Origin of the sequence: Plasticicumulans acidivorans, assembly GCF_003182095.1 — a bacterium.
Lineage (GTDB): Bacteria > Pseudomonadota > Gammaproteobacteria > Competibacterales > Competibacteraceae > Plasticicumulans > Plasticicumulans acidivorans.
Genome location: NZ_QGTJ01000005.1, coordinates 75,117 through 101,336, shown reverse-complemented (window position 1 = coordinate 101,336; position 26,220 = coordinate 75,117). Strand labels below are relative to the sequence as shown.

23 protein-coding genes are annotated in these 26,220 nt (G+C 67.0%); 13 read left to right on the top strand and 10 right to left on the bottom strand.

Annotation, left to right across the window (positions count from 1 at the left end; translation table 11 throughout):
- Nucleotides 1-2 precede the first annotated feature (2 nt).
- The 4 genes from C7443_RS09825 (at nt 3) to C7443_RS09810 (ending at nt 4,946) form a co-directional block, all read left to right on the top strand.
- Complete coding sequence (locus C7443_RS09825) at nt 3-710, top strand: alanyl-tRNA editing protein (protein ID WP_110018436.1); 708 nt, start codon at nt 3-5, stop codon at nt 708-710.
- A gap of 296 nt (nt 711-1,006) precedes the next feature.
- Nucleotides 1,007-1,627 (top strand): hydrolase, encoded by a 621-nt coding sequence (locus C7443_RS09820; protein ID WP_110018435.1) that lies wholly within the window; start codon nt 1,007-1,009, stop codon nt 1,625-1,627.
- 195 nt (nt 1,628-1,822) lie between these two features.
- The gene (locus C7443_RS09815; protein WP_110018434.1) at nt 1,823-4,297 is read left to right on the top strand and encodes an ankyrin repeat domain-containing protein; all 2,475 of its coding nucleotides are present in this window, start codon (nt 1,823-1,825) and stop codon (nt 4,295-4,297) included.
- Between the two features lie 55 nt (nt 4,298-4,352).
- A complete protein-coding gene (locus tag C7443_RS09810; RefSeq protein WP_110018433.1) occupies nt 4,353-4,946 on the top strand; it encodes a hypothetical protein in 594 nt (197 codons plus the stop codon).
- A 4-nt stretch (nt 4,947-4,950) separates the two neighbouring features.
- Here C7443_RS09810 and nhaA read toward each other — a convergent pair whose 3' ends face one another.
- A complete protein-coding gene (gene nhaA / locus C7443_RS09805) occupies nt 4,951-6,123 on the bottom strand; it encodes a Na+/H+ antiporter NhaA (protein WP_110018432.1) in 1,173 nt (390 codons plus the stop codon).
- A 283-nt stretch (nt 6,124-6,406) separates the two neighbouring features.
- Between nhaA and mobB the strand changes: the two genes are divergently transcribed.
- Nucleotides 6,407-6,934, top strand: coding sequence for a molybdopterin-guanine dinucleotide biosynthesis protein B (gene mobB / locus C7443_RS09800; RefSeq protein WP_110018431.1), 528 nt, complete (start codon nt 6,407-6,409; stop codon nt 6,932-6,934).
- On the opposite strand, the gene metH is transcribed toward mobB, so the two are convergent.
- A complete protein-coding gene (gene metH / locus C7443_RS09795; RefSeq protein WP_110018430.1) occupies nt 6,916-10,608 on the bottom strand; it encodes a methionine synthase in 3,693 nt (1,230 codons plus the stop codon). The genes mobB and metH overlap by 19 nt on opposite strands.
- A 502-nt stretch (nt 10,609-11,110) precedes the next feature.
- On the opposite strand from metH, the gene ilvB reads away from it, so the two are divergent.
- From ilvB to C7443_RS09775, 4 genes are all read left to right on the top strand, one after another.
- Nucleotides 11,111-12,775 carry an acetolactate synthase large subunit gene (gene ilvB, locus C7443_RS09790; protein WP_110018429.1) on the top strand — a complete coding sequence of 555 codons (1,665 nt, stop codon included), beginning with the start codon at nt 11,111-11,113 and terminating at the stop codon, nt 12,773-12,775.
- 3 nt (nt 12,776-12,778) lie between these two features.
- Nucleotides 12,779-13,075: an acetolactate synthase small subunit gene (gene ilvN / locus C7443_RS09785; protein WP_110018428.1), complete on the top strand. Its 297-nt coding sequence runs from the start codon at nt 12,779-12,781 to the stop codon at nt 13,073-13,075.
- Between the two features lie 342 nt (nt 13,076-13,417).
- A complete protein-coding gene (locus C7443_RS09780) occupies nt 13,418-15,175 on the top strand; it encodes a 2-oxoacid:acceptor oxidoreductase subunit alpha (RefSeq protein WP_110018427.1) in 1,758 nt (585 codons plus the stop codon).
- A 3-nt stretch (nt 15,176-15,178) separates the two neighbouring features.
- Entirely contained in the window at nt 15,179-16,015 is an 837-nt protein-coding gene (locus C7443_RS09775) for a 2-oxoacid:ferredoxin oxidoreductase subunit beta (RefSeq protein WP_110018426.1), read from the top strand.
- 41 nt (nt 16,016-16,056) lie between these two features.
- Here C7443_RS09775 and C7443_RS09770 read toward each other — a convergent pair whose 3' ends face one another.
- Genes C7443_RS09770 through C7443_RS19880 form a run of 3 tightly spaced genes read right to left on the bottom strand, consistent with a single transcriptional unit; the run spans nt 16,057 to nt 17,980 of the window.
- Nucleotides 16,057-16,299, bottom strand: coding sequence for a DUF6868 family protein (locus C7443_RS09770; RefSeq protein WP_110018425.1), 243 nt, complete (start codon nt 16,297-16,299; stop codon nt 16,057-16,059).
- Nucleotides 16,300-16,319: 20 nt separating this feature from the next.
- Complete coding sequence (locus C7443_RS19885) at nt 16,320-17,006, bottom strand: hypothetical protein (RefSeq protein ID WP_146213279.1); 687 nt, start codon at nt 17,004-17,006, stop codon at nt 16,320-16,322.
- The gene (locus C7443_RS19880) at nt 17,003-17,980 is read right to left on the bottom strand and encodes a hypothetical protein (RefSeq protein ID WP_146213278.1); all 978 of its coding nucleotides are present in this window, start codon (nt 17,978-17,980) and stop codon (nt 17,003-17,005) included. The genes C7443_RS19885 and C7443_RS19880 overlap by 4 nt, the downstream gene beginning before the upstream one ends.
- A 354-nt stretch (nt 17,981-18,334) precedes the next feature.
- On the opposite strand from C7443_RS19880, the gene C7443_RS09765 reads away from it, so the two are divergent.
- Nucleotides 18,335-18,529, top strand: coding sequence for a hypothetical protein (locus C7443_RS09765; protein ID WP_110018424.1), 195 nt, complete (start codon nt 18,335-18,337; stop codon nt 18,527-18,529).
- 64 nt (nt 18,530-18,593) lie between these two features.
- Nucleotides 18,594-19,550 carry a glycoside hydrolase family 17 protein gene (locus C7443_RS09760; protein ID WP_110018423.1) on the top strand — a complete coding sequence of 319 codons (957 nt, stop codon included), beginning with the start codon at nt 18,594-18,596 and terminating at the stop codon, nt 19,548-19,550.
- A 6-nt stretch (nt 19,551-19,556) separates the two neighbouring features.
- Here the strand turns inward: C7443_RS09760 and ptsJ are convergent, their stop codons facing one another.
- Nucleotides 19,557-20,855, bottom strand: coding sequence for a MocR-like B6 salvage transcription factor PtsJ (ptsJ, locus tag C7443_RS09755; protein ID WP_110018422.1), 1,299 nt, complete (start codon nt 20,853-20,855; stop codon nt 19,557-19,559).
- A 109-nt stretch (nt 20,856-20,964) separates the two neighbouring features.
- On the opposite strand from ptsJ, the gene C7443_RS09750 reads away from it, so the two are divergent.
- Both C7443_RS09750 and rhtB read left to right on the top strand, forming a co-directional pair.
- Nucleotides 20,965-21,672, top strand: coding sequence for a glutamine amidotransferase (locus tag C7443_RS09750; protein WP_110018421.1), 708 nt, complete (start codon nt 20,965-20,967; stop codon nt 21,670-21,672).
- Nucleotides 21,673-21,855: 183 nt separating this feature from the next.
- Entirely contained in the window at nt 21,856-22,485 is a 630-nt protein-coding gene (gene rhtB, locus C7443_RS09745) for a homoserine/homoserine lactone efflux protein (RefSeq protein ID WP_110018420.1), read from the top strand.
- 6 nt (nt 22,486-22,491) lie between these two features.
- On the opposite strand, the gene C7443_RS09740 is transcribed toward rhtB, so the two are convergent.
- From C7443_RS09740 to C7443_RS09725, 4 genes are all read right to left on the bottom strand, one after another.
- Nucleotides 22,492-23,223 (bottom strand): HD-GYP domain-containing protein, encoded by a 732-nt coding sequence (locus tag C7443_RS09740; protein ID WP_170123570.1) that lies wholly within the window; start codon nt 23,221-23,223, stop codon nt 22,492-22,494.
- 74 nt (nt 23,224-23,297) lie between these two features.
- Entirely contained in the window at nt 23,298-24,629 is a 1,332-nt protein-coding gene (locus C7443_RS09735; RefSeq protein WP_170123569.1) for an MATE family efflux transporter, read from the bottom strand.
- On the bottom strand, nt 24,620-25,456 hold the full coding sequence (locus C7443_RS09730; RefSeq protein WP_110018417.1) for a D-hexose-6-phosphate mutarotase: 837 nt from the start codon (nt 25,454-25,456) through the stop codon (nt 24,620-24,622). The genes C7443_RS09735 and C7443_RS09730 overlap by 10 nt, the downstream gene beginning before the upstream one ends.
- Before the next feature lie 48 nt (nt 25,457-25,504).
- Nucleotides 25,505-26,149: a LysE family translocator gene (locus C7443_RS09725; RefSeq protein ID WP_110018416.1), complete on the bottom strand. Its 645-nt coding sequence runs from the start codon at nt 26,147-26,149 to the stop codon at nt 25,505-25,507.
- Nucleotides 26,150-26,220 lie beyond the last annotated feature (71 nt).

The window sequence follows — 26,220 nt, the reverse complement described above, 5'->3', positions numbered from 1 at the left end:
CGATGACCCTTGCCCTGTTCCGCGACGATCCCTACCTGCGCCAGTGCAGCGCCACCGTCACCGCCGTCAGCGATGCCGGCATCGAGTTCGACCGCACGCTGTTCTACCCGCAGGGCGGCGGCCAGCCCGGTGACAGCGGCACGCTGCAGCGGGCCGACGGCAGCCGCCTCGCCATCCTCGACACGCGCAAAGGCGACACGGCTGATGCCATCGTCCACCTCGTCGCCAGCGATGCCGCACGGCCGGTGCCCGGCGAGACGGTGACGCTCGAACTCGACTGGGAACGCCGCCACCGCCACATGCGCATGCACACCTGCCTGCACCTGCTGTCGACGGTGGTCCGCGCCGGTGTCACCGGCGGTTCGATCAGCGCCGACAAAGGCCGGCTGGACTTCGACCTGCCGGAGATGCTGCTCGACAAGGCCGAGATCGAGGCACAGCTCAATGCGCTGATCGCGGCCGACCATGCCGTCGGCACGCGCTGGATCAGCGACGCCGAACTCGATGCCCAGCCCGAGCTGGTGAAGACGCTGTCGGTGCAGCCGCCACGCGGCCAGGGTCGTGTGCGCCTGGTCGAGATCCCCGGCATCGACCTGCAGCCCTGCGGCGGCACGCACGTCGCCCGCACCGGCGAAATCGGCCGCATCCGCGTGGCGAAGATCGAAAAGAAGTCGACGCACAACCGGCGAGTCATCCTGAATTTCGCCTAACGAAAATTCAGCTCCGGTTCAGCTGTGGCGGCAGACGCGGCCGGCAACGTCAATCGACTTTACATCGACACCGGTCGAGCTCGGAAAATTCAGCCTATTTCATCTACCAATCAAGCAATTGAATTATTGGCTTCACAATTGCTTGCAGCAGCATGAGCACATGTGCAGTGCGCAGCCCGCAGTTCACGATACGCAATGCACATGCTTCCCCGTGGACGCCTGGTTCGATCGCGTCCCTCTACCCTGCGCAAGGATGCGTCCTGTCGCCAGGATGGGGATCGACATGGAGATACCTCATGCTGCTGTATCCCGACCAATCCGCCCTGCTGGTGATCGATCTGCAGGAACGCCTGGTGCCGGCGCTGCATGCCGGCAGCGCTGCGGTGACGCACACGCGCTGGCTGATGGAAGTCGCCGAACGCCTGCACATTCCGACGCGCGTCACCGAGCAGAATCCGCGCGGTCTCGGTCACACCGTCGCTGAGCTGCAGCCACTGATCCCGCGTGGCGGCCTGTTCGAAAAGATCTTTTTCAACGCCACCTTCGAAGAGGATCTGCGGCCGCGGCTGCTGTCGCTCGGCCGTCGCCAGTGGGTGCTGGCCGGTGCCGAGGCCCATGTCTGCGTGCTGCAGACCGCTTTCGGCCTGATGGACCTCGGCCACCAGGTCTTCGTCGTCGAGGAAGCCGTCGACTCGCGCCAGCCGCGCGACCGCGCCCTGGCGCTGGAGCGCCTGCGTGCCGCCGGAGCCAGCATCGTCAGCCGCGAGATGGTCGCCTTCGAGTGGCTGCGCCGCGCCGGCACCGACGTCTTCCGCAGTATCAGTCGCGACTACATCCGCGACGCCAAACCGGCGGCCGCGCCGACGATGGCCTCGGCACCGCTGGAACAGCGCGCTCGCGAGCTGCGCGCGATCTGAGAAACGCTGCAGCGCAGCAAACCACAGCCTGTCGCAAAGCCGACAAGCGCGACTCCAGCCCGCCGCCAGCCCTGCAGCCGGCGGCCGGACTGGCGCCGCAACTCGCTGTCAAACCGCCCAAAATCATCCATTGACGCGATGGCCATGCTTTTGCATGGAGGAGTCAGACCCCCTCCTGCCGAGCGCCGCCCCGTCATGCCTGACGATTCCGCATCCGCCCCGTTTTCGTCTGCAGCCGCCCATGCCGAAGTGCTCGCCTATCACGCGCGCAGCAAGCACCGGCGCGAGCGCTATGCGGCCGGCCCGGAGACGCTCGACTGGAGCGCGCAGCCCGATCCGTTCCGCCACTGGGAGGGCAGCGAACGCATCATGCTGGCGCAGCCCGATCTCGCCGCCGGCCCGGACTGGAGCCGCCTGTGCCTGCCCGGCGGCGTACCGCCGCAGGCACTCGACCTCGACGCCATCGGCACGCTGCTGGCGCTGAGCTTCGGCATCGCCGCATGGAAAGAACTCGGCCCCGACCGCTGGGCGGTGCGCTGCAATCCGTCGAGCGGCAATCTGCATCCGTCCGAGGTCTGGCTGATCTGCCGCCACATCCCCGGCCTCGACGACGGCCTGTATCACTACGCGCCGCGCGAGCACGCGCTCGAATGCCGCGCGCGCTTTGCGCCGGCGGCGCCCGGCATCGCCGAGCTCTACGTCGCCCTGAGCTCGGTGCACTGGCGCGAGGCCTGGAAATACGGCGAGCGCGCCTTCCGTTACTGCCAGCTCGACAGCGGCCATGCGCTCGGCGCACTGCGCTATGCCGCGGCACTGCTCGGCTGGGAAACCCGTCCGGTCGCGCTCAGTCACGCCGAGCTGATGCACGGCCTCGGCCTCGACCGCGACACCGACTTCCCCGGCAAGGCCGAGCGCGAGGATGCCGAATGGCTGTGCGCGCTCGGCCCGCAGGCGCTGGCCAGCGCCGCCGCGGCACTGCCCAACGCTGCCGACCGGCCGCAGTGGTTTGGCCGCGCCAACCGGCTCGACCGCTATCCGATGTACCGCTGGCCGGCGATCGATGCCGTCGCCGCGGCGACCTGCTTTCCGGCGCCGCCGCCGGCCGCCGCCGCCGCGCCGGTCGAGCTGCCGGTGCGCGATCTCGCCAGCGGCGGCCCGAGCGCCGCGAGCCTGCTGCGCGCGCGGCGCAGTGCCCAGCGCTTCGAACGCGACGCGCGGCTGCCGCTCGCCGACTTCTGGCGCCTGCTCGACGCCCTGCTGCCGCGCCCTGCCCAGCTGCCGTGGGACGTCTGGCCACAGCCGGTGCGGGTACATCCACTGCTGTTCGTGCACCGCGTCGACGGTCTCGAACCCGGCCTCTACGCCCTGCCGCGCTCGCCGGCCGCGCTCGCTACGCTGCGCACGGCACTGCAGGCGGACTTCGAATGGCGCCGGCCGGACGGCTGCCCGCCGCATCTGCCGCTGTATTGCCTGCTGTGCGGCGATACCCAGCGCTCGGCGCGCGCGCTCGGCTGCGGCCAGGCGATCGCCGGCGACGGCATGTTCGCGGTGGCGATGCTGGCCGAATTTGCCGCACCGCTGCGCGAAGCCCCGTGGACTTACCGCACGCTGCATCAGGAGGCCGGCCTGCTCGGCCAGGTGCTGTATCTGGAGGCGACCGCGCTCGGCCTCGCCGGCACCGGCATCGGCTGCTTCTTCGATGACGCCGGCCACGAGCTCTACGGCCTGCAGGACCAGAGCCTGCAGACGGTTTACCACTTCACGGTCGGCCGCGCGGTCACTGACGCACGCATCCTCAGCCTGCCGCCCTACCCGGCGCCCGGCAGCGCCGCAGCCACCCCTGCCACCCCGCACGCACCGGAGACCCGCACGATGAGCGGCGAACGTACCTTCCAGCGCCTGACGCCCGCCGAGGCGCAGCAGATGATCGCCCACGAAACCGAGCTGCTGCTGCTCGACTCGCGCGATGCCACCGACTACGCCCGCGGCCACATCAACGGCGCCGTGCACCTCGACGGCCGCAGCATCAGCAAGACCCTCCGCGCCACGGCCAAGGCACGCCCGCTGCTGATCTACTGCTATCACGGCAACGCCAGCCAGACCTGGGCGCAGACCTTCGCCGATTTCGGCTTCCAGCGGGTGTTCGACCTGTGCGGCGGCTATACCGCCTGGCAGGCGCATCTGGCCGACACGCTGCTGCCGTCGCCGGATACGCGCGAGCTGCCGTTTGCGCTCAGTGCCTGGCTGGAACTGCAGGGCTTTGGCCGGGTGCTGGATGCCGCCCTGCCCGGCAGTGGCGTCACGCCGCTGATGCGCGCCTGCCAGCTCGGCGCGACCGAGATCGTCGAAGCACTGCTCAAGCTCGGGGCCGACGTCCACGCCAGCAACAGCGATGGCAATCAGGCGCTGTGGCTGGCCTGCTACGCCGATGCCCCGGCGCTGATCGAGGCGCTGGTCGCTGCCGGGGCCGACCCGGATCACCGCAACGACAGCGGCGTCAGCACGCTGATGTACGCCGCCTCGGCCGGCAAGACCGCCTGCGTCGAACGGCTGCTCGCGCTCGGCGCCGACCCGACGCCGGAATCGGCCGACGGCTTCACCGCGCTCGACATGGCCGCCAACCGCGAGTGCCTGAACCTGTTGCGCAAGGCACGCAAACCGAACGCCTGACATCCGCGAGCGACTAGCATGGGCAGTGCTCATCCTGCCACCGGGGAATCCGTCCATGCGTCTGCTCATCGTGCTCGCCTCGCTCGTCGCCGTCGGCTACGGCATCGTGCAGTGGCGGGCGCAGCGCGCCGAAAGCTGGCAGGCCGGCGACTACATCCACGCCGAACCGAAGCAGACGCCCACCGACGCCGCCGCGTTTACCTACAAGGCCTTCCGCATCCAGCCGCTGGCGCGCTTCGAGATGGAGGCGCGGGCACTGCACACGATGAGCTACCGCTTCGATGAGGGCGCGGCGCTGGTGCCGGTGGACGTCGCCTTCGCCTGGGGACGCACCTCGGACCAGCGCGTGCTCGACCAGCTCGACATCGGCCAGGGCGCACGCTTCTACACCTGGCGCTATGAAGGCGAGCCGCCGCTGCCGCCGGCCGAGATCAGCGCCAGCAGCGCCAACATGCACCTGATCCCGGCCGACGCCGGCGTTGCCAAGCGCATCGCCGCGATCCACCCCGGCCAGCGCGTCTGGCTCAAGGGGTATCTGGTCGAGGCGTCGCGCGACGACGGCTGGCACTGGCGCAGCTCGCTGACACGGCTGGATACCGGCAACGGTGCCTGCGAGCTGGTCTACGTCGAGGACATCGAGCTGCGCTGAGCGCTCAACTGCGCCGCGGCAGCACCTGGCGCAGCACCAGGTAACCGATCAGGCCGGAGAGCAGCGAGCCGCCGATGATGCCGATGCGCTCGGCGAAGATGCGCTCGGCGTCGCCCTCCTGAAAGGCCAGCGAGCCGATGAACAGACTCATCGTGAAGCCGATGCCGCAGAGCACGGCCACGCCGTACAGCGAGCGCCAGCCCGCGCCTTCGGGCAGGCGCGCCATGCCCAGGCGGATCGCCAGCCAACTGAAGACGAACACGCCGATCTGCTTGCCGAACAGCAAGCCCATCGCGACCCCGAGCGCGACCGGGTGCAGCAGCGCCTCGGCGCCGACGCCGGCCAGGCCGATGCCGGAGTTGGCGAAGGCGAACAGCGGCAGGATGCCGAAGGCGACCGTCGCGTGCAGATCGTGTTCGAGCGTGCGCAGCGGCGAGAACTCCGGTGATTTCTCGCTGCGCAGCGGAATGAACAGCGCCAGCGCGACACCGGCCAGCGTCGCGTGCACGCCGGACTTGAGCAGCGCCACCCACATCACCAGGCCGATGAACAGGTACGGCGTGAAGCGTGTCACGCCGCGACGGTTGAGCAGGTACAGCAGCGGCAGGCAGGCGAGCGAGACGACGAGCGCCGTCAGCGACAGCTGTGAGGTGTAGAACAGCGCGATGATGACGATGGCGCCGAGGTCATCGAAGATCGCGATCGACACCAGGAACACCTTCAGCGCCGTCGGCACGCGATCGCCGAGCAGCGAGAGGATGCCGAGCGCGAAGGCGATGTCGGTCGCCGCCGGAATCGCCCAGCCATTCAGCGACACCGGATCATGGAAATTGAACGCCGCGTAGATCAGCGCCGGCACCAGCATGCCGCCGAGCGCGGCGATGGCCGGCAGCGCGATCTGCCGCCGGTCGGAGAGCTCGCCTTCGAGCACCTCGCGCTTGAGTTCGAGGCCGACGAGGAAGAAAAACACCGCCATCAGGCCGTCGTTGATCCACAGCAGCAGCGGTTTGGCGATTTCCAGCGGGCCGAAGCGCACCACGACCGGAATGTCGATGAACAGGTTGTAGTAATGCGCGAGCGGCGAATTGGCGACCAGCATCGCCAGCACGGCAGCGAAGAACAGCACGATGCCGCTGGCGGCTTCGAGCTTCAGGAACTCCCTGATGGCATTGAGCATGCGGAGTAATGACCTCTGATTCAGTGCGCTGAAGGAACACAGCCGGCAACCCGCGGCGGCGGCAATGACCGGCGGATGCCGTCAAGTGCTGCCCCGCGCCTGCACCGGCAGGCGGAAAAGACAGGCCGGAATCTTACAGGTAATAAGCTGCCGCTGTCCGTTACCGTGAGTTGCCGCCTCAGGAAACGGCCTGGATCAAAGGCTTGCTGCAGCGCTGGCCAAGCGGGCAGCGGACTCCCGCGATATAGTGGCAGCAGACTCCGCCGCTGCCAGTTTCCGCGTCATGCTCCTTACGCCCTGCCTCGGTTTCGCCGCCTGGAGCGGCACCGGCAAGACCACGCTGCTGACGGCGCTGATCCCGCGGCTGCGCCAGGCCGGGCTGCGCCTCGGCCTGCTCAAGCACAGCCATCACGCCTTGGAGATCGACCACCCGGGCAAGGACAGCCAGCGCCTGCGCGCCGCCGGCGCCACGCAGCTGGTGATCGCCTCGAACCGGCGGCTGGTGCACTTCGAGCACGGTGCCCGGGATTTCACCGCGGCGATGGCGCGGTTCGACCGCGCCGACCTCGACCTGATCCTGGTCGAAGGCCACAAGCACGCCGCGCTGCCGAAGATCGAGCTGCACCGCGCCGCACTCGGCCACGCCCTGTTGGCGACACACGATGCGCACGTCATCGCCATCGCCAGCGACGATCCGCAGCTGAGCAGCACGCTGCCGGTGCTGCCGCTCGATGACGCCGATGCGCTGGCGGCCTTCGTGCTGCAGCGCTGGCGCGCGGGCGCGCTCGCCGCTCACTCGCCCGGGTCGTAACCCAGGTTCGGCGCCAGCCAGCGCTCGGCGGTTTCCTGGCTCCAGCCCTTGCGCCGGGCGTAGTCCTCGACCTGATCGCGGGCGACGCGGCCGATGCCGAAGTAGCGCGCCTGCGGATGGGCGAAGTACCAGCCGGAGACCGCCGCGGTCGGCAGCATCGCGAAGTTCTCGGTGATCGAGATACCGGCGCGCGCCTCGACGTCGAGCAGCTGCCACAGCGTCGCTTTTTCGCTGTGATCCGGGCAGGCCGGGTAGCCCGGCGCCGGGCGGATGCCGCGATAGGCCTCGGCGATCAGCTGCTCGTTGTCGAGCTGCTCGTCGGCGGCGTAGCCCCACCATTCCCTGCGCACGCGCTCGTGCAGGCGCTCGGCGAACGCCTCGGCGAGGCGGTCGGCCAGCGCTTTCAGCAGGATGGCGTTGTAGTCGTCGTGCTCGGCCTCGAAGCGGGCGACATGAGCATCGATGCCGATGCCGGCGGTGCAGGCGAAGGCACCGACCCAGTCCGCCGTGCCGGCCGGCGCCAGATAGTCGGCGAGCGACTGGTTCGGCTTGCCGTCCGGGCGCACGTTCTGCTGACGCAGGTGGTGCAGGCGCGCCAGCTCGCGGCTGCGCGTTTCATCGCACCAGAGAATGCTGTCGTCGCCGTCGCGGTTGGCCGGGAACAGGCCGATCACCGCATTCGCCGACAGCCAGCGCTCGTCGACGATGCGCGCAAGCATCGCCTGCGCGTCGTGGAACAGCTTGCGCGCCTGCTCGCCGACCACTTCATCGTCGAGGATGCGCGGGTATTTACCGGCCAGCTCCCAGGCGGCGAAGAACGGCGTCCAGTCGATGCGCTCGACCAGCTCGGTCAGCGGGTAATCGGTGAACACCTGCACGCCCGGCACCCGCGGCGCACTCGGCGGGCAGGCGCTCCAGTCCGTCTGCAGGGCGTTGGCCTGCGCCTGCGCGAAGCTCAGCAGCGGCTCGCGGTTGCGGCGGTTCTTGTGCAGTTCGCGCTTGGTGGCGTAGTCGGCCTTGACCTTGGCGGCGAACTCGTCGCGCAGCTCGCTGCTGACCAGCGACTGGGCGACGCCGACCGCGCGCGAGGCATCCTTGACGTAAACCACCGGCCGCGCGTACTGCGGATCGATCTTCACCGCCGTGTGCATGATCGAGGTGGTGGCACCGCCGATCAGCAGCGGCAGCGCGAAGTCCTGGCGCTGCATCTCCTTGGCCACGTGCACCATCTCGTCGAGCGAGGGGGTGATCAGGCCGGACAGGCCGATGATGTGGGCGTCGACCTCGCGGGCTTTGGCGAGGATCTTGTCGGCCGGCACCATCACGCCGAGGTCGAAGACCTCGAAGTTGTTGCACTGCAGGACCACGCCGACGATGTTCTTGCCGATGTCGTGCACGTCGCCCTTGACCGTGGCCATGACGATGCGGCCGTTGCTGCTCGCCGCCTGGCCGGAGCGCGCCTTTTCGGCCTCGATGTAGGGGATCAGGTAGGCGACGGCTTTCTTCATCACCCGTGCCGACTTCACCACCTGCGGCAGGAACATCTTGCCGGCGCCGAACAGGTCGCCGACGACGTTCATGCCGTCCATCAACGGCCCCTCGATGACCTGGATCGGCCGTGCGAAGGTCTGCCGGGCTTCCTCGGTGTCGGCCTCGACGAACTCGTCGAGGCCCTTGACCAGCGCGTGCTCCAGGCGCTTGGCCACCGGCCAGCTGCGCCATTCGAGGTCGGCGGTCTTCGCCGCGCCGCTGCTGCCGTCGCCCTTGTAGCGGTCGGCGACTTCAAGCAGGCGCTCGGTGGCATCGGCCCGGCGGTTGAGGATGACGTCCTCGACGCGCTCGCGCAGCTCGGCGGGAATGTCCTCGTAGATCGCCAGCTGGCCGGCGTTGACGATACCCATCGTCATGCCGGCGCCGATGGCGTGGTAGAGGAACACCGAGTGGATCGCCTCGCGCACCGGGTTGTTGCCGCGGAAGCTGAAGCTGACGTTGCTGACGCCGCCGGAAATCATCGCCTGCGGCAGGTTCTGCCTGATCCAGCGCGTGGCCTCGATGAAGTCGACCGCGTAGTTGGCGTGCTCGTCGATGCCGGTGGCGACGGCGAAGATGTTCGGGTCGAAGATGATGTCTTCGGCCGGGAAGCCGACGGTCTCGGTCAGCACCCGGTACGAACGCGCGCAGATCTCGCGCTTGCGCGCCAGCGTGTCGGCCTGACCCTGCTCGTCGAAGGCCATGACGATCACCGCCGCGCCGTAGCGGCGCACCAGCCGCGCCTGGGCGATGAACTTCGCCTCGCCTTCCTTCAGCGAGATCGAGTTGACCACCGCCTTGCCCTGCACGCACTGCAGGCCGGCCTCGATGATCTCCCACTTCGAGGAGTCGATCATGATCGGCACGCGGGCGATGTCCGGTTCGCCGGCGATCAGGTTGAGGAAGGTCACCATCGCCGCCTGCGAATCGAGCATGCCCTCGTCCATGTTGATGTCGATGACCTGCGCGCCGCTGTCGACCTGCTGGCGGGCGACGTCCAGCGCGGCGGCGAACTGGCCTTCCTTGATCAGACGCTTGAACGCCGCCGAGCCGGTGACGTTGGTACGCTCGCCGACGTTGACGAACAGGCTGTCGGCGGTGATGTTGAACGGCTCCAGCCCCGACAGCCGGCAGGCCGGCGCGAGCGCCGGCCGCCGCCGCGGCGGCAGGCTGGCGACGGCCTCGGCGATGGCGCGGATGTGATCCGGCGAGGTGCCGCAGCAGCCGCCGACGACGTTGACGAAGCCCGATGTCGCCCACTCGCGAACCTGCACCGCCATCGCCGCCGGTTCGAGGTCGTATTCGCCGAATTCATTGGGCAGGCCGGCGTTGGCGTGCACCGACACCCAGGTCTCGGCGACGCGGCTCATCTCCTCGACGTACGGCCGCAGCAGATCCGGGCCGAGCGCGCAGTTGAGGCCGAAGCTCAGCGGCTGCACATGGCGCAGCGAGTTGTAGAACGCCTCGGTGGTCTGCCCCGACAGCGTGCGCCCGGAGGCATCGGTGATGGTGCCGGAGATCATCACCGGCACGCGGTAGCCGAGCTCGTCGAACAGCTCCTCGATCGCGAACAGCGCGGCCTTGGCGTTGAGCGTGTCGAAGATGGTCTCGACCATCAGGATGTCGGCACCGCCTTCGAGCAGCGCCCGCGCCGCCTCGACGTAGCAGCCGCGCAGCGCGTCGAAAGTGACGTTGCGTGCCGCCGGATCGTTGACGTCGGGCGAGATGCTCGCGGTACGCGAGGTCGGGCCGAGGATGCCGGCGACGAAGCGCGGCTTGTCGGCGCTCGCATACTCGTCGGCCACCGCCCGCGCCAGGCGGGCGGCCTCGCGGTTGAGCTCCGGCACCAGGTCTTCCATGCCGTAGTCGGCCATCGACACCCGGGTGGCGTTGAAGGTGTTGGTCTCGATGATGTCGGCGCCGGCTTCGAGGTAGGCGGCGTGGATGCCGCGGATCACCTCGGGCCGGGTCAGCACCAGCAGGTCGTTGTTGCCTTTGAGGTCGCGCGGCCAGTCGGCGAAGCGCGCGCCGCGATAGTCGGCCTCGCCCAGCTTGTGACGCTGGATCATCGTGCCCATCGCGCCGTCGAGGATGAGGATGCGGCGGTCGAGCAGCTCATGGAGCTGAGCGAAACGGTCGGTCATGGCGGTGGCTTCGTCGCAAGGTCACACGGGGGGCGCGATTCTCGCGCCTGTTCCCTGCCGGATCAAATTCATAGCGCTGCACCGAGCCGCCGCCAAGCGGCGACAGGAGGGGACTCGACACCCCCCCCGACGCTATTGCGTCCACCCGCGCTGCCAGCCGGTGCCGCAGCAGGATGAAAAATCCTCCAGCACGGGCTTGTGCAGTGCACCGTGCACCGCTAAAGTCCGCAACCCGAAACCCGCACCGCAAGATGAACCTGACGATGCACGCCTTCCACTACAGCCGAGCAGTGAATCGAGCCGCCCCCCGGGCCGCCGGCCTCGCTCTACGCGTAGTACTGCTGGTAGCTGACGCTCGCGCGTCCGCGACGGTTCTGGCGTAGCCCCACGGTTTCCAAGCTTCCAGAACCCCCCGCCGGCGCTAGCGAGCCGGCGGGGGGTTCGCGTTTTCACGGCGTCTTCCTCCACCGGCACCACCGGCCCCCACGGAGATTGAACGTCGATGAAGATGACCGGAGCACAACTCATCACCCGCCTCCTCGAACGCCAGGGCGTGCGCACCGTCGCCGGTATCCCGGGCGGCGCGATCCTGCCGCTGTACGATGCGCTCGGTGAGTCCGAGCTGATCCACCACGTGCTCTGCCGCCACGAGCAGGGCGCCGGCTTCATCGCCCAGGGCATGGCCCGCGTCAGCGGCGTGCCGGCAGTGTGCATGGCCTCCAGCGGCCCTGGCGCGACCAACCTGCTCACCGCGATCGCCGACGCCCGCCTCGACTCGATCCCGATCGTCGCCATCACCGGCCAGGTGCCGAGCGGCATGATCGGCACCGACGCCTTCCAGGAGGTCGACACCTACGGCCTGACGGTGCCGATCACCAAGCACAACTACCTGATCAACTGCGTCGAGGAATTGCTCGACGTGATTCCGCGGGCCTTCAGCATCGCGCTGTCGGGTCGTCCCGGGCCGGTGGTGATCGACGTGCCGAAGGACATCCAGCTGGCGACCATCGAGTTCGAGGAATGGCCGCAGCCGGGCCGCGCCGCACCGGCACCGCAGCCGGCCGACGCCGCCATCGAGCGCGCCGCGGCGATGATCAACACCGCGCAGCGCCCGGTGCTCTACCTCGGCGGCGGCGTGGTGCACGCCGGTGCCGCGCCGCTCGCCCGCGAGCTGGCGCAGCGCGCGCAGCTGCCGGTGACGACGACGCTGATGGCGCTTGGCGCGCTGGCCCACGACGATCCGCTCGCGCTCGGCATGCTCGGCATGCACGGCGCGCGCTGCACCAATCTCGCGCTCAACGAGTGCGACCTGCTGATCGCCGTCGGCGCGCGCTTCGATGACCGCGCCACCGGCAAGGTCGCCGAGTTCTGCCCGGGTGCAGCGATCGTGCACATCGACATCGACGCCAGCGAACTCGACAAGATCAAGACCGCCCACATCGGCCTCAACGGCGATGTCGGCGAGGTGCTCGCCCGCCTGCTGCCGCGCATCGGCTGCCCCGACCGCAGCCCCTGGCTGACACGCATCGCCGAACTCAAGCGCGACTTCCCGCTCAGGCTCGACGGCGACGACGATCCGCGCCGCCACTACGGGCTGATCAAGGCCGTGGCGCGTGCCGCCGGCCCGCGCGCGATCGTCACCACCGACGTCGGCCAGCACCAGATGTGGGCGGCGCAGGCCTACCCGCTGGAGCGGCCGCGGCAGTGGCTGACTTCCGGCGGTCTGGGCACGATGGGCTTCGGCGTGCCGGCGGCGATGGGCGCCGCGCTCGCCGACCCCGAGCGCCCGGTGGTGTGCTTCAGCGGTGACGGCTCGATCCTGATGAACATCCAGGAACTCGCCACGCTGGCCGAAGAAAACCTCAACGTGAAGATCGTGCTGCTCAACAACCGCGCGCTCGGCCTGGTGCACCAGCAGCAGACGCTGTTCTACGGCGGCCGCCTCAATGCCTCGGTGTTCCGCGGCCAGCCGGACTTCGTCGCCCTCGCCCGCGCCTTCGGCCTGCGCGCGGTCGACCTCGATGAGGAAATCGACGTGCGTGACGCGCTCGCCGCAGCCTTCGCCGAGCCCGGTCCCTGCCTGATCCACGCCTCGATCGAAATCGAGGAAAAGGTCTATCCGATGGTGGCCCCCGGCGCCGCCAACACCGACATGATCGGAGGCTGAACCATGAATGCGACCCGTACCGTGCCGACCGCGCTCGCCGTGCTCGAACTCACCGTCCACAACCACCCCGGCGTGATGTCGCACGTCTGCGGCCTGTTCGCCCGCCGCGCCTGCAACGTCGAGGGCATCGTCTGCCTGCCACTCGACGACGGCAGCCGCAGCCGCATCTGGCTGCAGGTGCCAGACACCGAGATGCTCGAACCGATGACCCGCCAGGTGCGCAAGCTCGAAGACGTCATCGAAGTGGTGCGCCACGACGACGGCCACGTCGTGTTCACGCAGATCGCAAGCGCCGCCTAACGGCGACGCCACCCTGCAAGCCCCCCCCGGGCGCACGGGGCGGTCGCGGCGGATGGCTGCCGCGGCCGCCCCGTTTTGCTGTCGCGGGCCACGCTGTTGCGTCACACAAAAATGTAGCCTGCCGGTAGTGTGCAATCCTGTCACTGCACCACAAAAGTGCACACAACATATTGTCGGCAAAGGCTTTTTCTCTTGGCTGCAGGCACTTTTCCGCGACTTTATTGCCGCAGCGCAATAATCGCCAGAAGTGCCAATGCTATCTATACCGACCTTTGATCGACCCAGCCGGCGGGCCGATCCCTCGTCTTCTTTTTTCCCCCATACGAGGAGGTCGCGAGTCATATGGACCATCATTCCCTTTCCATCGCCCTGTGCGGCTCCGGCGGCGCTGGCGTGATGACCGCCGGGCAGATGCTGCTCGACGCCGCCGCCACCGCAGGCGCCTACGGCCTGATGTCAAAGGCGCTGGGCCCGCAGATCCGCGGCGGTGAAGCCGCCGCGCTGCTGCGTCTGGCCAGCCGCCCGGTCGACTCACCGGACGATGTTTTCGACGTGCTGCTCGCCGTCGACTGGAACAACATCGAACGCTTTGCCGCCGAGCTGCCGCTGCAGCGCCACAGTCTGCTGATCGCCGATCCGGCGGCCGGCGTGATTCCGCCGGCGATCCTCAAAGCCGAACCGCGCGTGGTCGAAGTGCCGCTCGGCGCGCTGGCGACGGCATGCGGCGGCCGCGTCAACATGGTCGCGCTCGGCCTGCTGGCGACGCTGGCCGGCCTGCCGGTCGAGGCGGTCGAAGCGGTGATCGGCATCGAACTCGCCGACAAGGGCGAAGCCGCCGTCGCCAGCAGCCGCGCCGCGGTACTCGCCGGGGCTACGGCAGCGGCGACCATCGAGGGCATCGAGCGCCTGCCGCTGCCGGCCACGATCAACGAAGGTGCACGGCGCTGGGCGCTGAGCGGCAACGAGGCGAGCGGCCTCGGTGCGCTGCGCGCCGGCGTGCGCTTCGTCGCCGCCTACCCGATCACCCCGGCGACCGAGATCCTCGAATGGCTGGCGCCGCGCCTGCCGCGCGTTGGCGGCAGTCTGGTGCAGGCCGAGGACGAGCTGGCCTCGATCAATATGATCATCGGTGCCGCCTACGGCGGCGTGCCGTCGCTGACAGCGACCTCCGGCCCCGGTCTGGCGCTGATGACCGAAGCCATCGGCCTCGCCGTCGCCGCCGAAATCCCGCTGGTGATCTGCAATGTGATGCGCGGCGGGCCGTCGACCGGCATCCCGACCAAGTCCGAGCAGGCCGATCTGGACATCGCCCTGCACGGCCTGCACGGCGATGCGCCGCATCTGGTCACCGCCGCCGCCGGCATCGCCGACTGCGCCTTCACCACGCAGTGGACGGTGCAGCTCGCCGAGGCACTGCAGGTGCCGGGCATCGTGCTCAGTGACCAGGCCAGCGGCCAGGCGCGGGCGATCGTCGACGCTCTGCCCGATCCGGGCCTGCGCGCCAGGCGCCAGACCGCCGAGGCTGACGCCGAGGGCTACATGCGCTACGTGCCGACCGCCGACGGCATCTCGCCGATGGCGATTCCCGGCACGCCGGGCGGCGAATACACTGCCGACGGCCTGGAGCACGCGCCGCGCGGCACACCGTCGACGCAGGCCGCGCATCACCGCGAGCAGCTCGACAAGCGCCGTCACAAGCTTGAGCAGTTCGACTACGGCGAGGACTGGGCACTGTGCGAAGGCGACGAGTGGGCCGATACCGCCGTCATCACCTTCGGTTCGCTGACCGGCGCCGCGCGCGAAGCCGTCGCCCGCCTCAACGCCGCCGGTGTGCCGGTGCGGCTGCTGTCGCTGCGCCTGCTGGCACCGGCGCAGCCGGCAGCCTTTGCGGCCGCGCTGTTCGGTGTCGAGCGCGCGCTGGTGGTCGAGCAGAATCATGACGGCCAGTTCCTGCGCTACCTGCGCAGCACCTGCCCGCTGCCCAAGCGCACCGTCGGCCACCACCGCCCCGGCCCGGTGGCGATTCGCCCCGATGAGATCGTCAAAGCGGTGATGACGCTGATCGCACTGCCCCAGTCCACGCTGGTCGAGGAGGTCTGAACGATGGATGCCGTCACCAAGCCCAAACTCAAGGCCAAGGATTACCAGTCCGACATCAAACCGGTGTGGTGCCGCGGCTGCGGCGCCTACTCGGTCATCGCCTCGATCACCCGTGCACTGGCCGAGCTGCAGCTGCCGCGCGAGGAGGTCGCTTTCGTCTCCGGCATCGGCTGCTCCTCACGCATTCCGGCCTATGCCTCGGTCTACGGCTTCCACGGCGTGCACGGCCGTGCGCTGCCGCTGGCCACCGGGCTGAAGATCGCCCGCCCAGAACTGACGGTGCTCGCCGCCGGCGGCGACGGCGACGGTTTTTCGATCGGCGGCAATCACTTCATGCACGCCTGCCGGCGCAATGCCGACATCACCTACATCGTCATGGACAACGGCGTCTACGGCATGACCAAGGGCCAGGCCTCGCCGACCGCCGCGCCGGACTGGACCGGCAGCGTGCTCACCCCCGACGGCCCCGGCGTACCGGCCTTCCGGCCGCTGGAAATCGCCCTGGCCGCCGGAGCGAGCTTCGTCGCCCGCTCCGCCGCCAACGATCCGGCACAGATGAAAGAACAGATCGTCGCGGCGATCCGTCATCCGGGCTTTGCGCTGATCCATGTGCTCTGCCCCTGCGTCACCTACCGCCCGGAGCAGCAGGACGAGTTCAAGGCTCGCGCCCATGCCGACTGGCAGCCGACCGGCGATCGCGGCGAAGCCTTCAACCGCGCGCTGGTCGATGACGGCTACACCACCGGCATGCTCTACATCGCTCCGCGCCCGGTCTACGCCGCCCACCCGGCCGCACCGGCCACGCTGGACGAGATCGCCGCCGAGTTCACCGTCGGCTGACGCAGGCCGCACCGCCCTCCCGCAACGGGCGGGCGGTGCGCTCAGCCCCAGATCCGCAGCGCGATGCCGGGGATCAGGAACAGCAGCAGCACGCCGATCTTGTAGACGGCCATGCCCGCGTAATGGATCGCATCGAAGCGCTCCAGCGACAGGCGGAACCAGCGCGTATGCAGCCGGTAGAGCGCATCGTGCGCCCCCACGAACGCGCCGAACCAGATCAGCAGCACGAGGTAATGCAACAGGGCTGAGCCGAGCAGGACGTTGCTGAGATTTTGAGCTGTCATAAAAATAGTCCAAAAAGAGGTTAGCCGTCTTTAAAATCATCCAAATTTTCAGGTTTATCGTTCGTTTTACTACTCTTTAATAAATTTCGTTGTTCTAAAATCGACTTTTTATTTTCCAGGTTTTTCGCACGTTTCAATTGTTCTAAAGTAAATCGTTGCAACTCGTAAATTTGATAAGGCAACAAAATGACTTTTGTACTCGTAAGAAATAAAAGGCCAATAAGAAAAATACCACTTGACCGTTGAATCATTGGAGATAAATCACTCCACGGAGCAGCCTTAACACCATCAAAAATCAACCATAAACCACAAACCAATAACGTAAAAAACATTGACATCAACGCAGCACACTGTGAGCGCAGCAAATAACAAATTTTATCAACATAATCAACTGTTGATTCAATTGAAAGCTGTTCACTCCCCGGCATTCTGCCAGTAAAAAGCATCATTGTAACAGTAAACCCGGCCAACACACCGACAGCGCTAACTAGTGCCGCGACAAAATCTTTATTTACTGGAGGCCCGAAATAACCAATTAACGAACCAAATAATAATGGCAAGAAAAAAGCGACAATCCATCTAGAAAAGAAGCTATCTGCCATAGCCGCTTGCTTTTCCATCTCACGCCGAGCAGCATCTGCACTCACCCAATCACTAGGAAGAATTTTTATACGAAAATTAAGCACCCCTTTTTTACCCATAATCACTCACTACTAACTCGATTTATAAATCCTTGATCATTTAAAACACGATACCCCGATTCATCAACCGCTTGAAGTTCAAGCAAATACAGGCACATCTCTTGCATAAGGCGATCTCTATTAGGATGCTTTCCTTTTGTTGACGGAATATCGACTTGTTTTTTATATTTAAACTTCTCAATACCATTAATAACATTTCCATTATTTAGAACTATTTGAATAGATTCAAGATCCTCATCCGTCTTAAATTCTTCAACAGCCTCCACTATATCATTTTCATTTAGCTTACTGCCCTTCCATGAAACGACAACATTAGATGCCCCACGTATATTATCATTAGCCTCGCCCAACAGCTTTCTAAATTTTTTCATATCCTGCCCAATAGCATTGGATGCTTTCATAGAAAAACCTGCAGCCCCACCACCACGCTTAATCGCCGCTTTCAAATCATGACTAATAAAATCACTAAAATACAACTTCGGATATTTTTTTTCTTCAATTTTACCCATAATGAAATTCAATAGTTTTTCAACAGCCGCCATACCACCACAACCTCGAATGCTTTCAACAACACATACATCACCGTATGCTAATATACGCATTACATTTACAACTTCTCGGTTCGCCCCCCCATCTCCACCACCAAGTTCAGACATATTTATTTTCAACCTTTCATGCTGTAATTCAGCAGTAATCTGCGCAGGTATATGCCCCGGCTGATACGTACAAAACTCAAAAATTACTGCATAGTTGCCAAAAACATCAAACTCCCACATATCGTTAATGAAATAGAAAAACTCATCATCAAAACCATTAGAACTAATAGAATTTGGTGGTGGATAATGCCGATCAGCAACCAGAGGGCATAATCGAAAAATATCCCTTACAACCACATCAATAGGTTTCGCTTTAAAATCAAGATTAATAGATGCGTAAGCAACAGCTTTCAAAGCCAGTGTTCTTTTCAATTTTTTTGACATCAATATTTACCATCTCAGCGTAGAAAAATAGTTACACGAGAACAAAAACCTCGGTCACAACTTTCAACTTCATATTTTTAATCAATGCCAATTCAACACCATCACCCCATTAACGAAAACTATCCAGAGTTTCACAATCGCTTCTAACAAATATAAAAACAATAAGATATGAACCGCATCACATGCTTTATAAAAACTACAGACAGCCTCTCTTCATCAGTCTTTCCTCTGCAAAGACACAAAAATATTCAACTGACACCCAACTTAATGCACAGCACACAAACATTTCACGCCAAGTATCATGTCTGCACACTTCAACTTACTGCCACCAATTACCAGAACACGAGGCAGTTCATGGCCGACATCCTTCCATTCAAGCGCCCGAAACCCGCCGATCGCATGGACGCCGCAGCGGGCAAGGAACTGTGCAAGTCCGGGTTTCACAAATGGGAAGTGCTGAAGGAGCGCCAGTTCGACGTCAAGCTCGGCAAGCTGGTGACCGCCTACCGCTGCAAGCGCTGCGGGGCGACGAAAACCGAGGCACGCTGAAACGGCATCGCCCGTGCGTGGCGGCGCGTATGCTGAGCGCCCCCTCCCCGCCGGAAGCCGCCCGATGCGTCGTCTGTTCGCTGTCCTGATGCTGTGCTGCTGCACCGTGCTGCCGGCCGCCGCGGCCGATCTCAGCCACCTGCGCGCGGCACTCGCCAAGGCGCGCTTCATCGCCTACACGCCGAGCGCCTACGCCGAAACCGCCGACGGCCAGCCACTGCCGGTCGGCACGGCAGCCCTGCGCCATGATCTCGAAATCCTGCGCCCGGACTTCGACGGACTGGTCACCTACGCCTGCCGCGACGGCCTCGAACAGCTGCCGGCGATTGCCGCCGGGCTGGGATTTCGGGCGCTGGTGATCGGCGTGTGGAATCCGGCCGACCCCGCCGAGATCGATGCCGCGATCGCGGCCGCCCGCGCCTATCCACAGCTCGTCGTCGCCATCTCGGTCGGCAACGAGGGGCTGATCAGCCAGCGCTACGACTGGGCGACGCTGAAGGCCGGCATCGAGCGCGTGCGCGCCGCGCTGCCGGCGCTGCCGGTGAGCACCTCGGAGCCCTTCGTCATCCACCTCGACCGCGCGCCGGAAGGCTTTCTCGCCGCGCAGGACTTCCTGCACCCGAACATCCATCCGCTGTTCGAGAGCTGGTTCACGCCGCAGCGCCTCGACGGCGGCATGGACTTTCTCGCCGCGATCCTCGATCGCCTGGCGCAGGCCGCGCCGGGCAAGCCGATCCTGGTCAAGGAAACCGGCGTGCCGGGGCAGCCCGATGGCGAGTGGTCACCGGCGGTGCAGGCCGCGTTCTGGAGCAGGCTGGAGACGCGCTTTCCGCGGAACCAGCAGCGCGCCTTCACCGCCTTCGAAGCCTTCGATGCACCGTGGAAGCCGATCGCGCTGGCACGCCAGTTCGCCAAGCTCGGCTTCAAGCCCGACCCGCGTGAAGCCTTCTGGGGTTTCTACACCAGCACGGGCGAGCCGAAGCCGGTGGTCACCGCACTGCGGGCGCTGCGCCCGCGCTGAACGCGCTCACACCATGAGCCGTCGCAGATCGGCCGCTAAACGGCGTGCCGTGGCGGCGTCCAGCGTCGAGACGGTGATGCGCAGGGCGTGCGCCGGCGCTGCGATGGCAAAGCCGGTGCCGCCGCGCAGCAGCCAGCCCTGGCGCGCCAGCGCCGGCAGCAGCGGCGCCGGATCGCAGGTCAGCGGCACCCAGACGTTGAGTCCGTCGCAGGGCTCGGCGGCATCGATGCCTTCGCTGCGCAGGGCATCGATCAAGGCCGCGCGCCGCGCCGCGTAGCACTCCGCCGCCTGTTCGACCTGCTGCATCGCCGCTGGCGAGGCCAGCAGCGTGCGCACCGCGCCCTGCAGCAGATGACTGACCCAGGTCGTACCCGGCGCCAGCCGCATCGCCAGCCGGCCGGCGGTGTCGGCGTCACTGGCGACGCAGGCCAGGCGCAGATCGGGACCGAAGGCCTTCGATACCGAGCGCACCAGCGCCCAGTGCGCGGTAGCCGCCGGCACGATCGAGCAGAACGGCGTGCGCGCGAGCAGCGCGAAGTGATCGTCCTCGATCACCAGCACGTGCGGATAGGCGGCGAGCACCTCGCGCAGCGCCGCGGCCCGTGCCGGCGTCAGGCTGCAGCCGGTCGGATTGTGCGCGCGCGAGGTGCACAGCACCGCCTGTGCACCGGCGGCCAGCGCCGCCGCCAGCGCCTGCGGGCGCATGCCTTCGGCGTCCACCGCCACCGCCAGCGCCTCCAGCCCGGCGAGGCGCAGCGTATTGATGCTGCCGAGGAAACAGGGATCTTCGACGGCGACCTTGTCACCCGCCACCAGGTAGGCGGCGAGCAGGCGCTCGATGGCATCGACCGCGCCGTGCGCGAGCTGCAGCGTGCAGCCGGGACGGCAGTCGGGCTGCAGCCAGCGCCGCGCCAGCCGCTCCAGCTCGGCATCGAGCACCGGCTCACCGTACAGGTGCGGCCGATAGCTGCCGCCGGCGGCCAGCACGGCCTGCAGATCCGGCAGCAGCGCCGGATCGGGACTGCCGCCGGCGAGATCGCACAGCGTCGATCCCGGCGCCGTGCCCTCCTGCTCGCCGGGCTGCGCCAGCTCGCGGATCAGCGTGCCGTTGCGCCCCAGCGTCTGCGCGATGCCGGCGGCGACCAGTCGCCGGTAGGCGGCGGCGACGGTGTTGCGGTTGACCTGCAGCCGGCCGGCCAGCTCGCGCACCGTCGGCAGCAGCTCACCGGCCACCAGCCGCCCGGCATGCACTTCGCGGCGGATGCTTTCGAAGATTTCGGCAACGCTGCGCCCGTCGATGTTCATTTGTCCCATGACAGTCTGCTTTTTTGTCATATGCCAATATATACTGCCGGCGGACCGCTGCGCTCAGCCCGCGAGCCCGGATGGATTCCACGATTCCGGAGACGACACGATGAAGACCGCTCTCGCCCTGCGTCACATCCACTTCGAGGATCTCGGCACGCTGGAGCCGCTGCTGCGCGCGCGCGGCTTCGAGCTGCGTTATCTCGATCCGGCGGTCGACGAGCTCAGCGCAGTCGATGCCGACGCCGCCGACCTGCTGATCGCGCTCGGCGCACCGATCGGCGCCTTCGACGAGGCGCTCTACCCCTTCCTCACCACCGAACTGCAGCTGCTCGAACGGCGCCTGGCCAGCGGCCGGCCGCTGCTCGGCATCTGCCTCGGCGCGCAGCTGATCGCCCGCGCGCTCGGCGCCGGCGTCGCGCCGATGGGATACAAGGAAATCGGCTTCAGCGCACTGACGCTGACGCCGCAGGGGCAGGACTCGCCACTGGCGCCGCTGGCCGGCGTGCCGGTGCTGCACTGGCACGGCGACCGCTTCGAACTGCCCGCCGGCTGCACGCCGCTGGCCGGCACGCCGCTGTGTGCCGAGCAGGCCTTCGCCCGCGGCGATGCGCTGCTGGCGCTGCAGTTTCATCTGGAGGCCGACGCCAGCCGCATCGAACGCTGGCTGGTCGGCCACTGCTGCGAACTCGGTCAGGCCGGCATCGACCCGCGCACGGTGCGCGCGCAGGCACGGGAGCACGGCGCGGCGCTGACGGCGGCGGCGCAGCAGAGCCTCGGCAGCTGGCTCGATCGGCTGGGCTTCACGGCGGTGTGACGCCAGGCCTGGAGGCCGTGGAGATACCGCTCAACGCGCGGTGAGCCGTGCGTGCAGAGCAGCACCGCAGACACGGCAGCACCACTTGCCAAAGTCGCGGCGTGCAGGCAGTCGCAGCGCTGTACCGGCCGCTGCGGCAGTGCCAGACTGGACGGCTCCCTGATTCGATCGGACCCCACTGCAATGGACTTCCACGTCTGGCTGACCTACCTCGCCGCCTGCATCGTCATCAGCGTTTCGCCGGGTGCCGGCGCGGTGAATACGATGAGCAACGCGATCAGCTACGGCCGCCGCCGCGCAATCGCCAGCATCCTCGGCCTGCAGGGCGGTCTGATCGTCAACACGCTGCTGGTCGGTGTCGGCCTCGGCGCGCTGATCGCCGCCTCGGCGACGGCGTTCATGCTGATCAAGTTCGCCGGCGTCGCCTACCTGATCTGGCTCGGCGTGCAGAAGTGGCGGGCGCCGGTCAACTACGCGGTCAGCACGCACGACGTCGAGCCGCCGCCGGCCGGGCGTTTGTTCTGGCAGGCGGTGATCGTCAACATCACCAACCCGAAGGCGATCGTGTTCCTGGTCGCGCTGTTCCCGCAGTTCCTCGATCCGCAGCGCGCGCAGCTGCCGCAGGTGCTGATCCTCGGCGCCACGCTGGTCGGCGTCGACATCATCGTCATGTGCGGATACGCAACCCTGGCCGGAGCACTGCGCCGCTTCGTGCAGGACGCCCGCCGCATGCGCCTGCAGAACCGCATCTTCGGCAGCCTGTTCGTCGGCGCCGGCCTGCTGCTGGCCAGCGTGCGCCGGCAGGGCGCCTGAAACCGTCTACGGCTGCGCGCCCAGCGCCGCCCCGCTGCGCAGCTGCTCGAACAGGCGCAGCGCCTGCGCCTCAAGGCAGGCGTGAGCGACGGCCAGTGTCGGCCAGCAGCGCTCGAAGGCATCGACCACCTGCGGATCGAAAGCACCGCCGCGCTCGCCGCGCACATGCGCCAGCACCTGCGCCTCGTCGAGCGCCGGGCGATAGCAGCGCGGCATGCTCAGCGCATCGAAGCAGTCGCAGATCGCGGTGATACGCGCACACAGCGGAATCGCCTCGCCACGCAGACCATACGGATAGCCGCCGCCGTCGAAACGCTCGTGGTGTGCGCCGGCGATGGTTGCCGCCATCGTGAACAGCGGATCGTCGCCGGCGGCGAGGATGCGCGCGCCGTACTCGGAATGGCGACGCATGATGCGGATTTCCCCGGCGTCGAGCGGACCGGGCTTGAACAGCACGACATCGGGAATCGCCAGCTTGCCGATGTCGTGCATCGGTGCGGCGACGCGCAGTGCCACGCAGGTGGCCTCGTCGAGGCCGAGGGCATGGCCGATCAGCTCGGCCATGTAACCGACGCGCAAGGTGTGACGGCCGGTGTCGTCATCGCGCAGCGCCGAAGTCACGAACAGGCAGCGCAGCGCTGGCAGTACCGCGCTGTCGCCGGCCAGTGCGGCGAGGTCACGGAAATAATCGTAGGGATCGGCCAGCGCGCGCGTGACCGCGAGGTTGGCTTCTTGCATCGACGTGATACTCCGGCAGGCAGCGGCGCAATCCATCGCGCAGGTATCGTGCAGGGAGATATACGCCGCTTTTGTCACAATGTGTGATCCGCCGGCGGCGCGGCGGCCACCCGGCGCAGCAGGCCCGGCCAGCACAGCGCCAGCAGCGCGCCGCGCAGCACGAAAAACAGCAGCAGCGCCGCCCACAGGCCGTGGTTGCCGAAACGCCCCAGCCCCCACCACAACGCGAGAAAATAGGCGGCGACGGCGATCAGCATCATGTCGCGCAGCGGCGCGGTGTGCAGCGCACCGAAGAACAGGCCGTCGAACAGAAAAGCGGCGACGCTGAGCAGCGGCACCGCCGCCAGCCACGGCAGGTAGTCGAGCGCCAGCGCCCGCAGCTCGGGACTGACCGTGACCAGCGCCACCAGCGGCTCGCGCGCGCACCAGATCAGCCCGCTCAGCAGCAGCGCAGTCAGCAGCGCCAGGCGGCCGCTGCGCACGGCCACGACGCGCAGCAGCTGCGGATCGCGCGCGCCGACCGCCTGCCCGGCCCAGACTTCGGCGGCATTGGCAAAGCCGTCGAGGAAAAAGGCGCTGACCAGCAGCCACTGCATCAGGATCTGGTTGGCCGACAATGTCAGCGTCGACAGGCCGGCGCCGACGCGGGTGAAGGCGGTGAAAGTCAGCATCAGCAGACAGGTGCGGATCATGATGTCGCGGTTGGCGCGGAACAGCTGCAGCAGCCGGTCACGCCGCAGCACGCCACCGCGCCAGGCCGCCGGGCGCAGCGCATGACGCGCCAGCCACAGCGCCCAGACGCAGACCAGCCCTTCGCACAGGGCCGTGCCGAGGCCGGCGCCGGCCGGCCCCCAGCCCAAGCCGAGCACGAACAGCGCCGTCAGCGCGACGTTGCTGGCGTTGAGCACGATCTGCAGCAGCATCACCAGCCGCGTGCGCCGCTGGCCGATGAACCAGGCGAACAGCGCGTAATTGGCCAGCGCGAACGGCGCCGAGCCGATGCGCCAGTTGAAATAGTCGCGCGCGTAGCCCTCGACGTCGGCCGCTGCCGCCATCAGCGTCAGCGCCTGCTCGCGCAGTGGCCGCGCCAGCAGCAGCAACAGCAGGCCGATGCCGGCACCGAGCAGCAGCGGGCGCAGCAGCGCGGCATCGAGTTCGGCGGCATCGCCGGCGCCGACGGCCTGCGCCGTCAGGCCGACGGTGCTCTGGCGCAGGAAGGAAAAGATCCACAGCAGCATCGTGAAGATGGTGCCGCCGACCGCCACCGCGCCGATGTAGGCCGGGTCCGGGAAGCGGCCCATGATCGCCGTATCCGCCAGGCCGAGCAGCGGCGTCGCCAGATTGGCGAGGATCACCGGGGCGGCAAAGTGCAGCAGCTCGCGGTTGCCTGGAGCCCTTACGCGCACCCGTCGACACGCACCGTCTGCACGCCGCGCCAGCGGGCGCCGGGTGCCAGCACCACCGGATCGTGGATCACCGCCGCCTCGACGCAGACGTAGTGGCGCTCGCCGCCGGGCGGCAGATCGGTCAGTGCCGCGGCCTTGTCCGGCCCCGGATTCCACACCACCGCATCGCTGAAACCGCTCTGCGTCAGCAGCAGATCACCGGCGCCGGTGGCCAGGCGGATCACGCCCGGCAGCGCCGGATAGACGCGGTCGACCTCGGCACCGAAGCGCAGCGGCGTGAACTCGGCCGGCTGCGGCACGCCGATGCCGGCCGCCGGACCGGCGTGATCGATCCACTCGCTGGCCTCCAGTCCGCGCAGCTCGGCCTGCGCCAGATCGCTGACGGCGAAGTAGCCGTGCAGCGCCACGGTGAAGCTCAGCGCCGTGTCGCCGGTGTTGCGCACCTGCAGCGCGAGTTCGAGCTGCCGGCCGGCCGCGGTCGCTTCCAGCTCGCAGTGGAAGGCGAAGGGCCACAGCCGGCGGGTGTCGTCGTCATCGGCGATCGCAAAGCGCAGGCTGGCCCGCCCCTCGGCATCGGTGCCGGCGGCGACGCAGTCCCAGCGCCGGTTGCGCACGAAGCCGTGCTTGGGCAGCGTGCCGAAGCCGCTGAACTGCGGAAAGCAGACCGGCACGCCACCGCGGATCGACTGCCCCGGGCCGGACACCGCCAGCGGGCTGAGAAACAAACGCTCGACGCCATCGGCACTGCGCCAGGAGGTCAGGTGGCCGCCATACGGGCAGGCCGCGAGCCGGGTACCGTCGTGGGCTTGGGCTTCGATCAGGTCCATGCAGAGAAGCTCCTGAAAAGGCTTCGGGAATAAGGAATGACCCCGCACTCAGCGATCGAGCGCAAGCCTGGCCGCCAGACCGACGAACAGCGAGCCGGTGCCGGCTTTCAGCCAGCGCTGCACCGCGGTGCGACCGCGAAAGGCGCGCGCGGCGAGGTCGGTGGTATGCATCAGGACCAGCATCCAGCCGATACCGATGCCGACGAAACACAGCCCGAGCGCGGCGAAACTCCACACCGTGCCGGGACCGGGCTGCACGAACTGCGGCAGGAACGACACGAAGAACAGACCGACCTTCGGATTGAGCAGATTGGTGACGATGCCCTGCCGGAACAGCCGCCCGCCATCGACCGCACCGTCCGGTGCACCGGCGGCGGCGATCGCCACGCCATCGCCCTGACGCCAGGCCTCGCGCAGCAGCTGCACACCGAGCCAGGCCAGATACAGCGCACCGGCGGTCTTGAGCAGACCGAAGGCCAGCGGCGAGGCGGCAATCAGCGCCGACAGGCCGAGCGCCGAGGCGCTGACGTGACCGATGCAGCCGACGCTGATGCCGGCCAGCGAGGCCAGACCGGCGCGACGGCCCTGGGCGACGGTGCGGCCGATGACGTACATGGTGTCCGGCCCCGGCAGCACCGCGAGCAACAGCGCGGCGGCAAGAAAAGCAGGAAAATCATGAATGGCGGCGAACATGGCGCGAACCTCACGGCGCGGCCGCCGCACGCAGCGGCAGCCCGAAAGGCGCGCATGTTACTCCCCTGAAG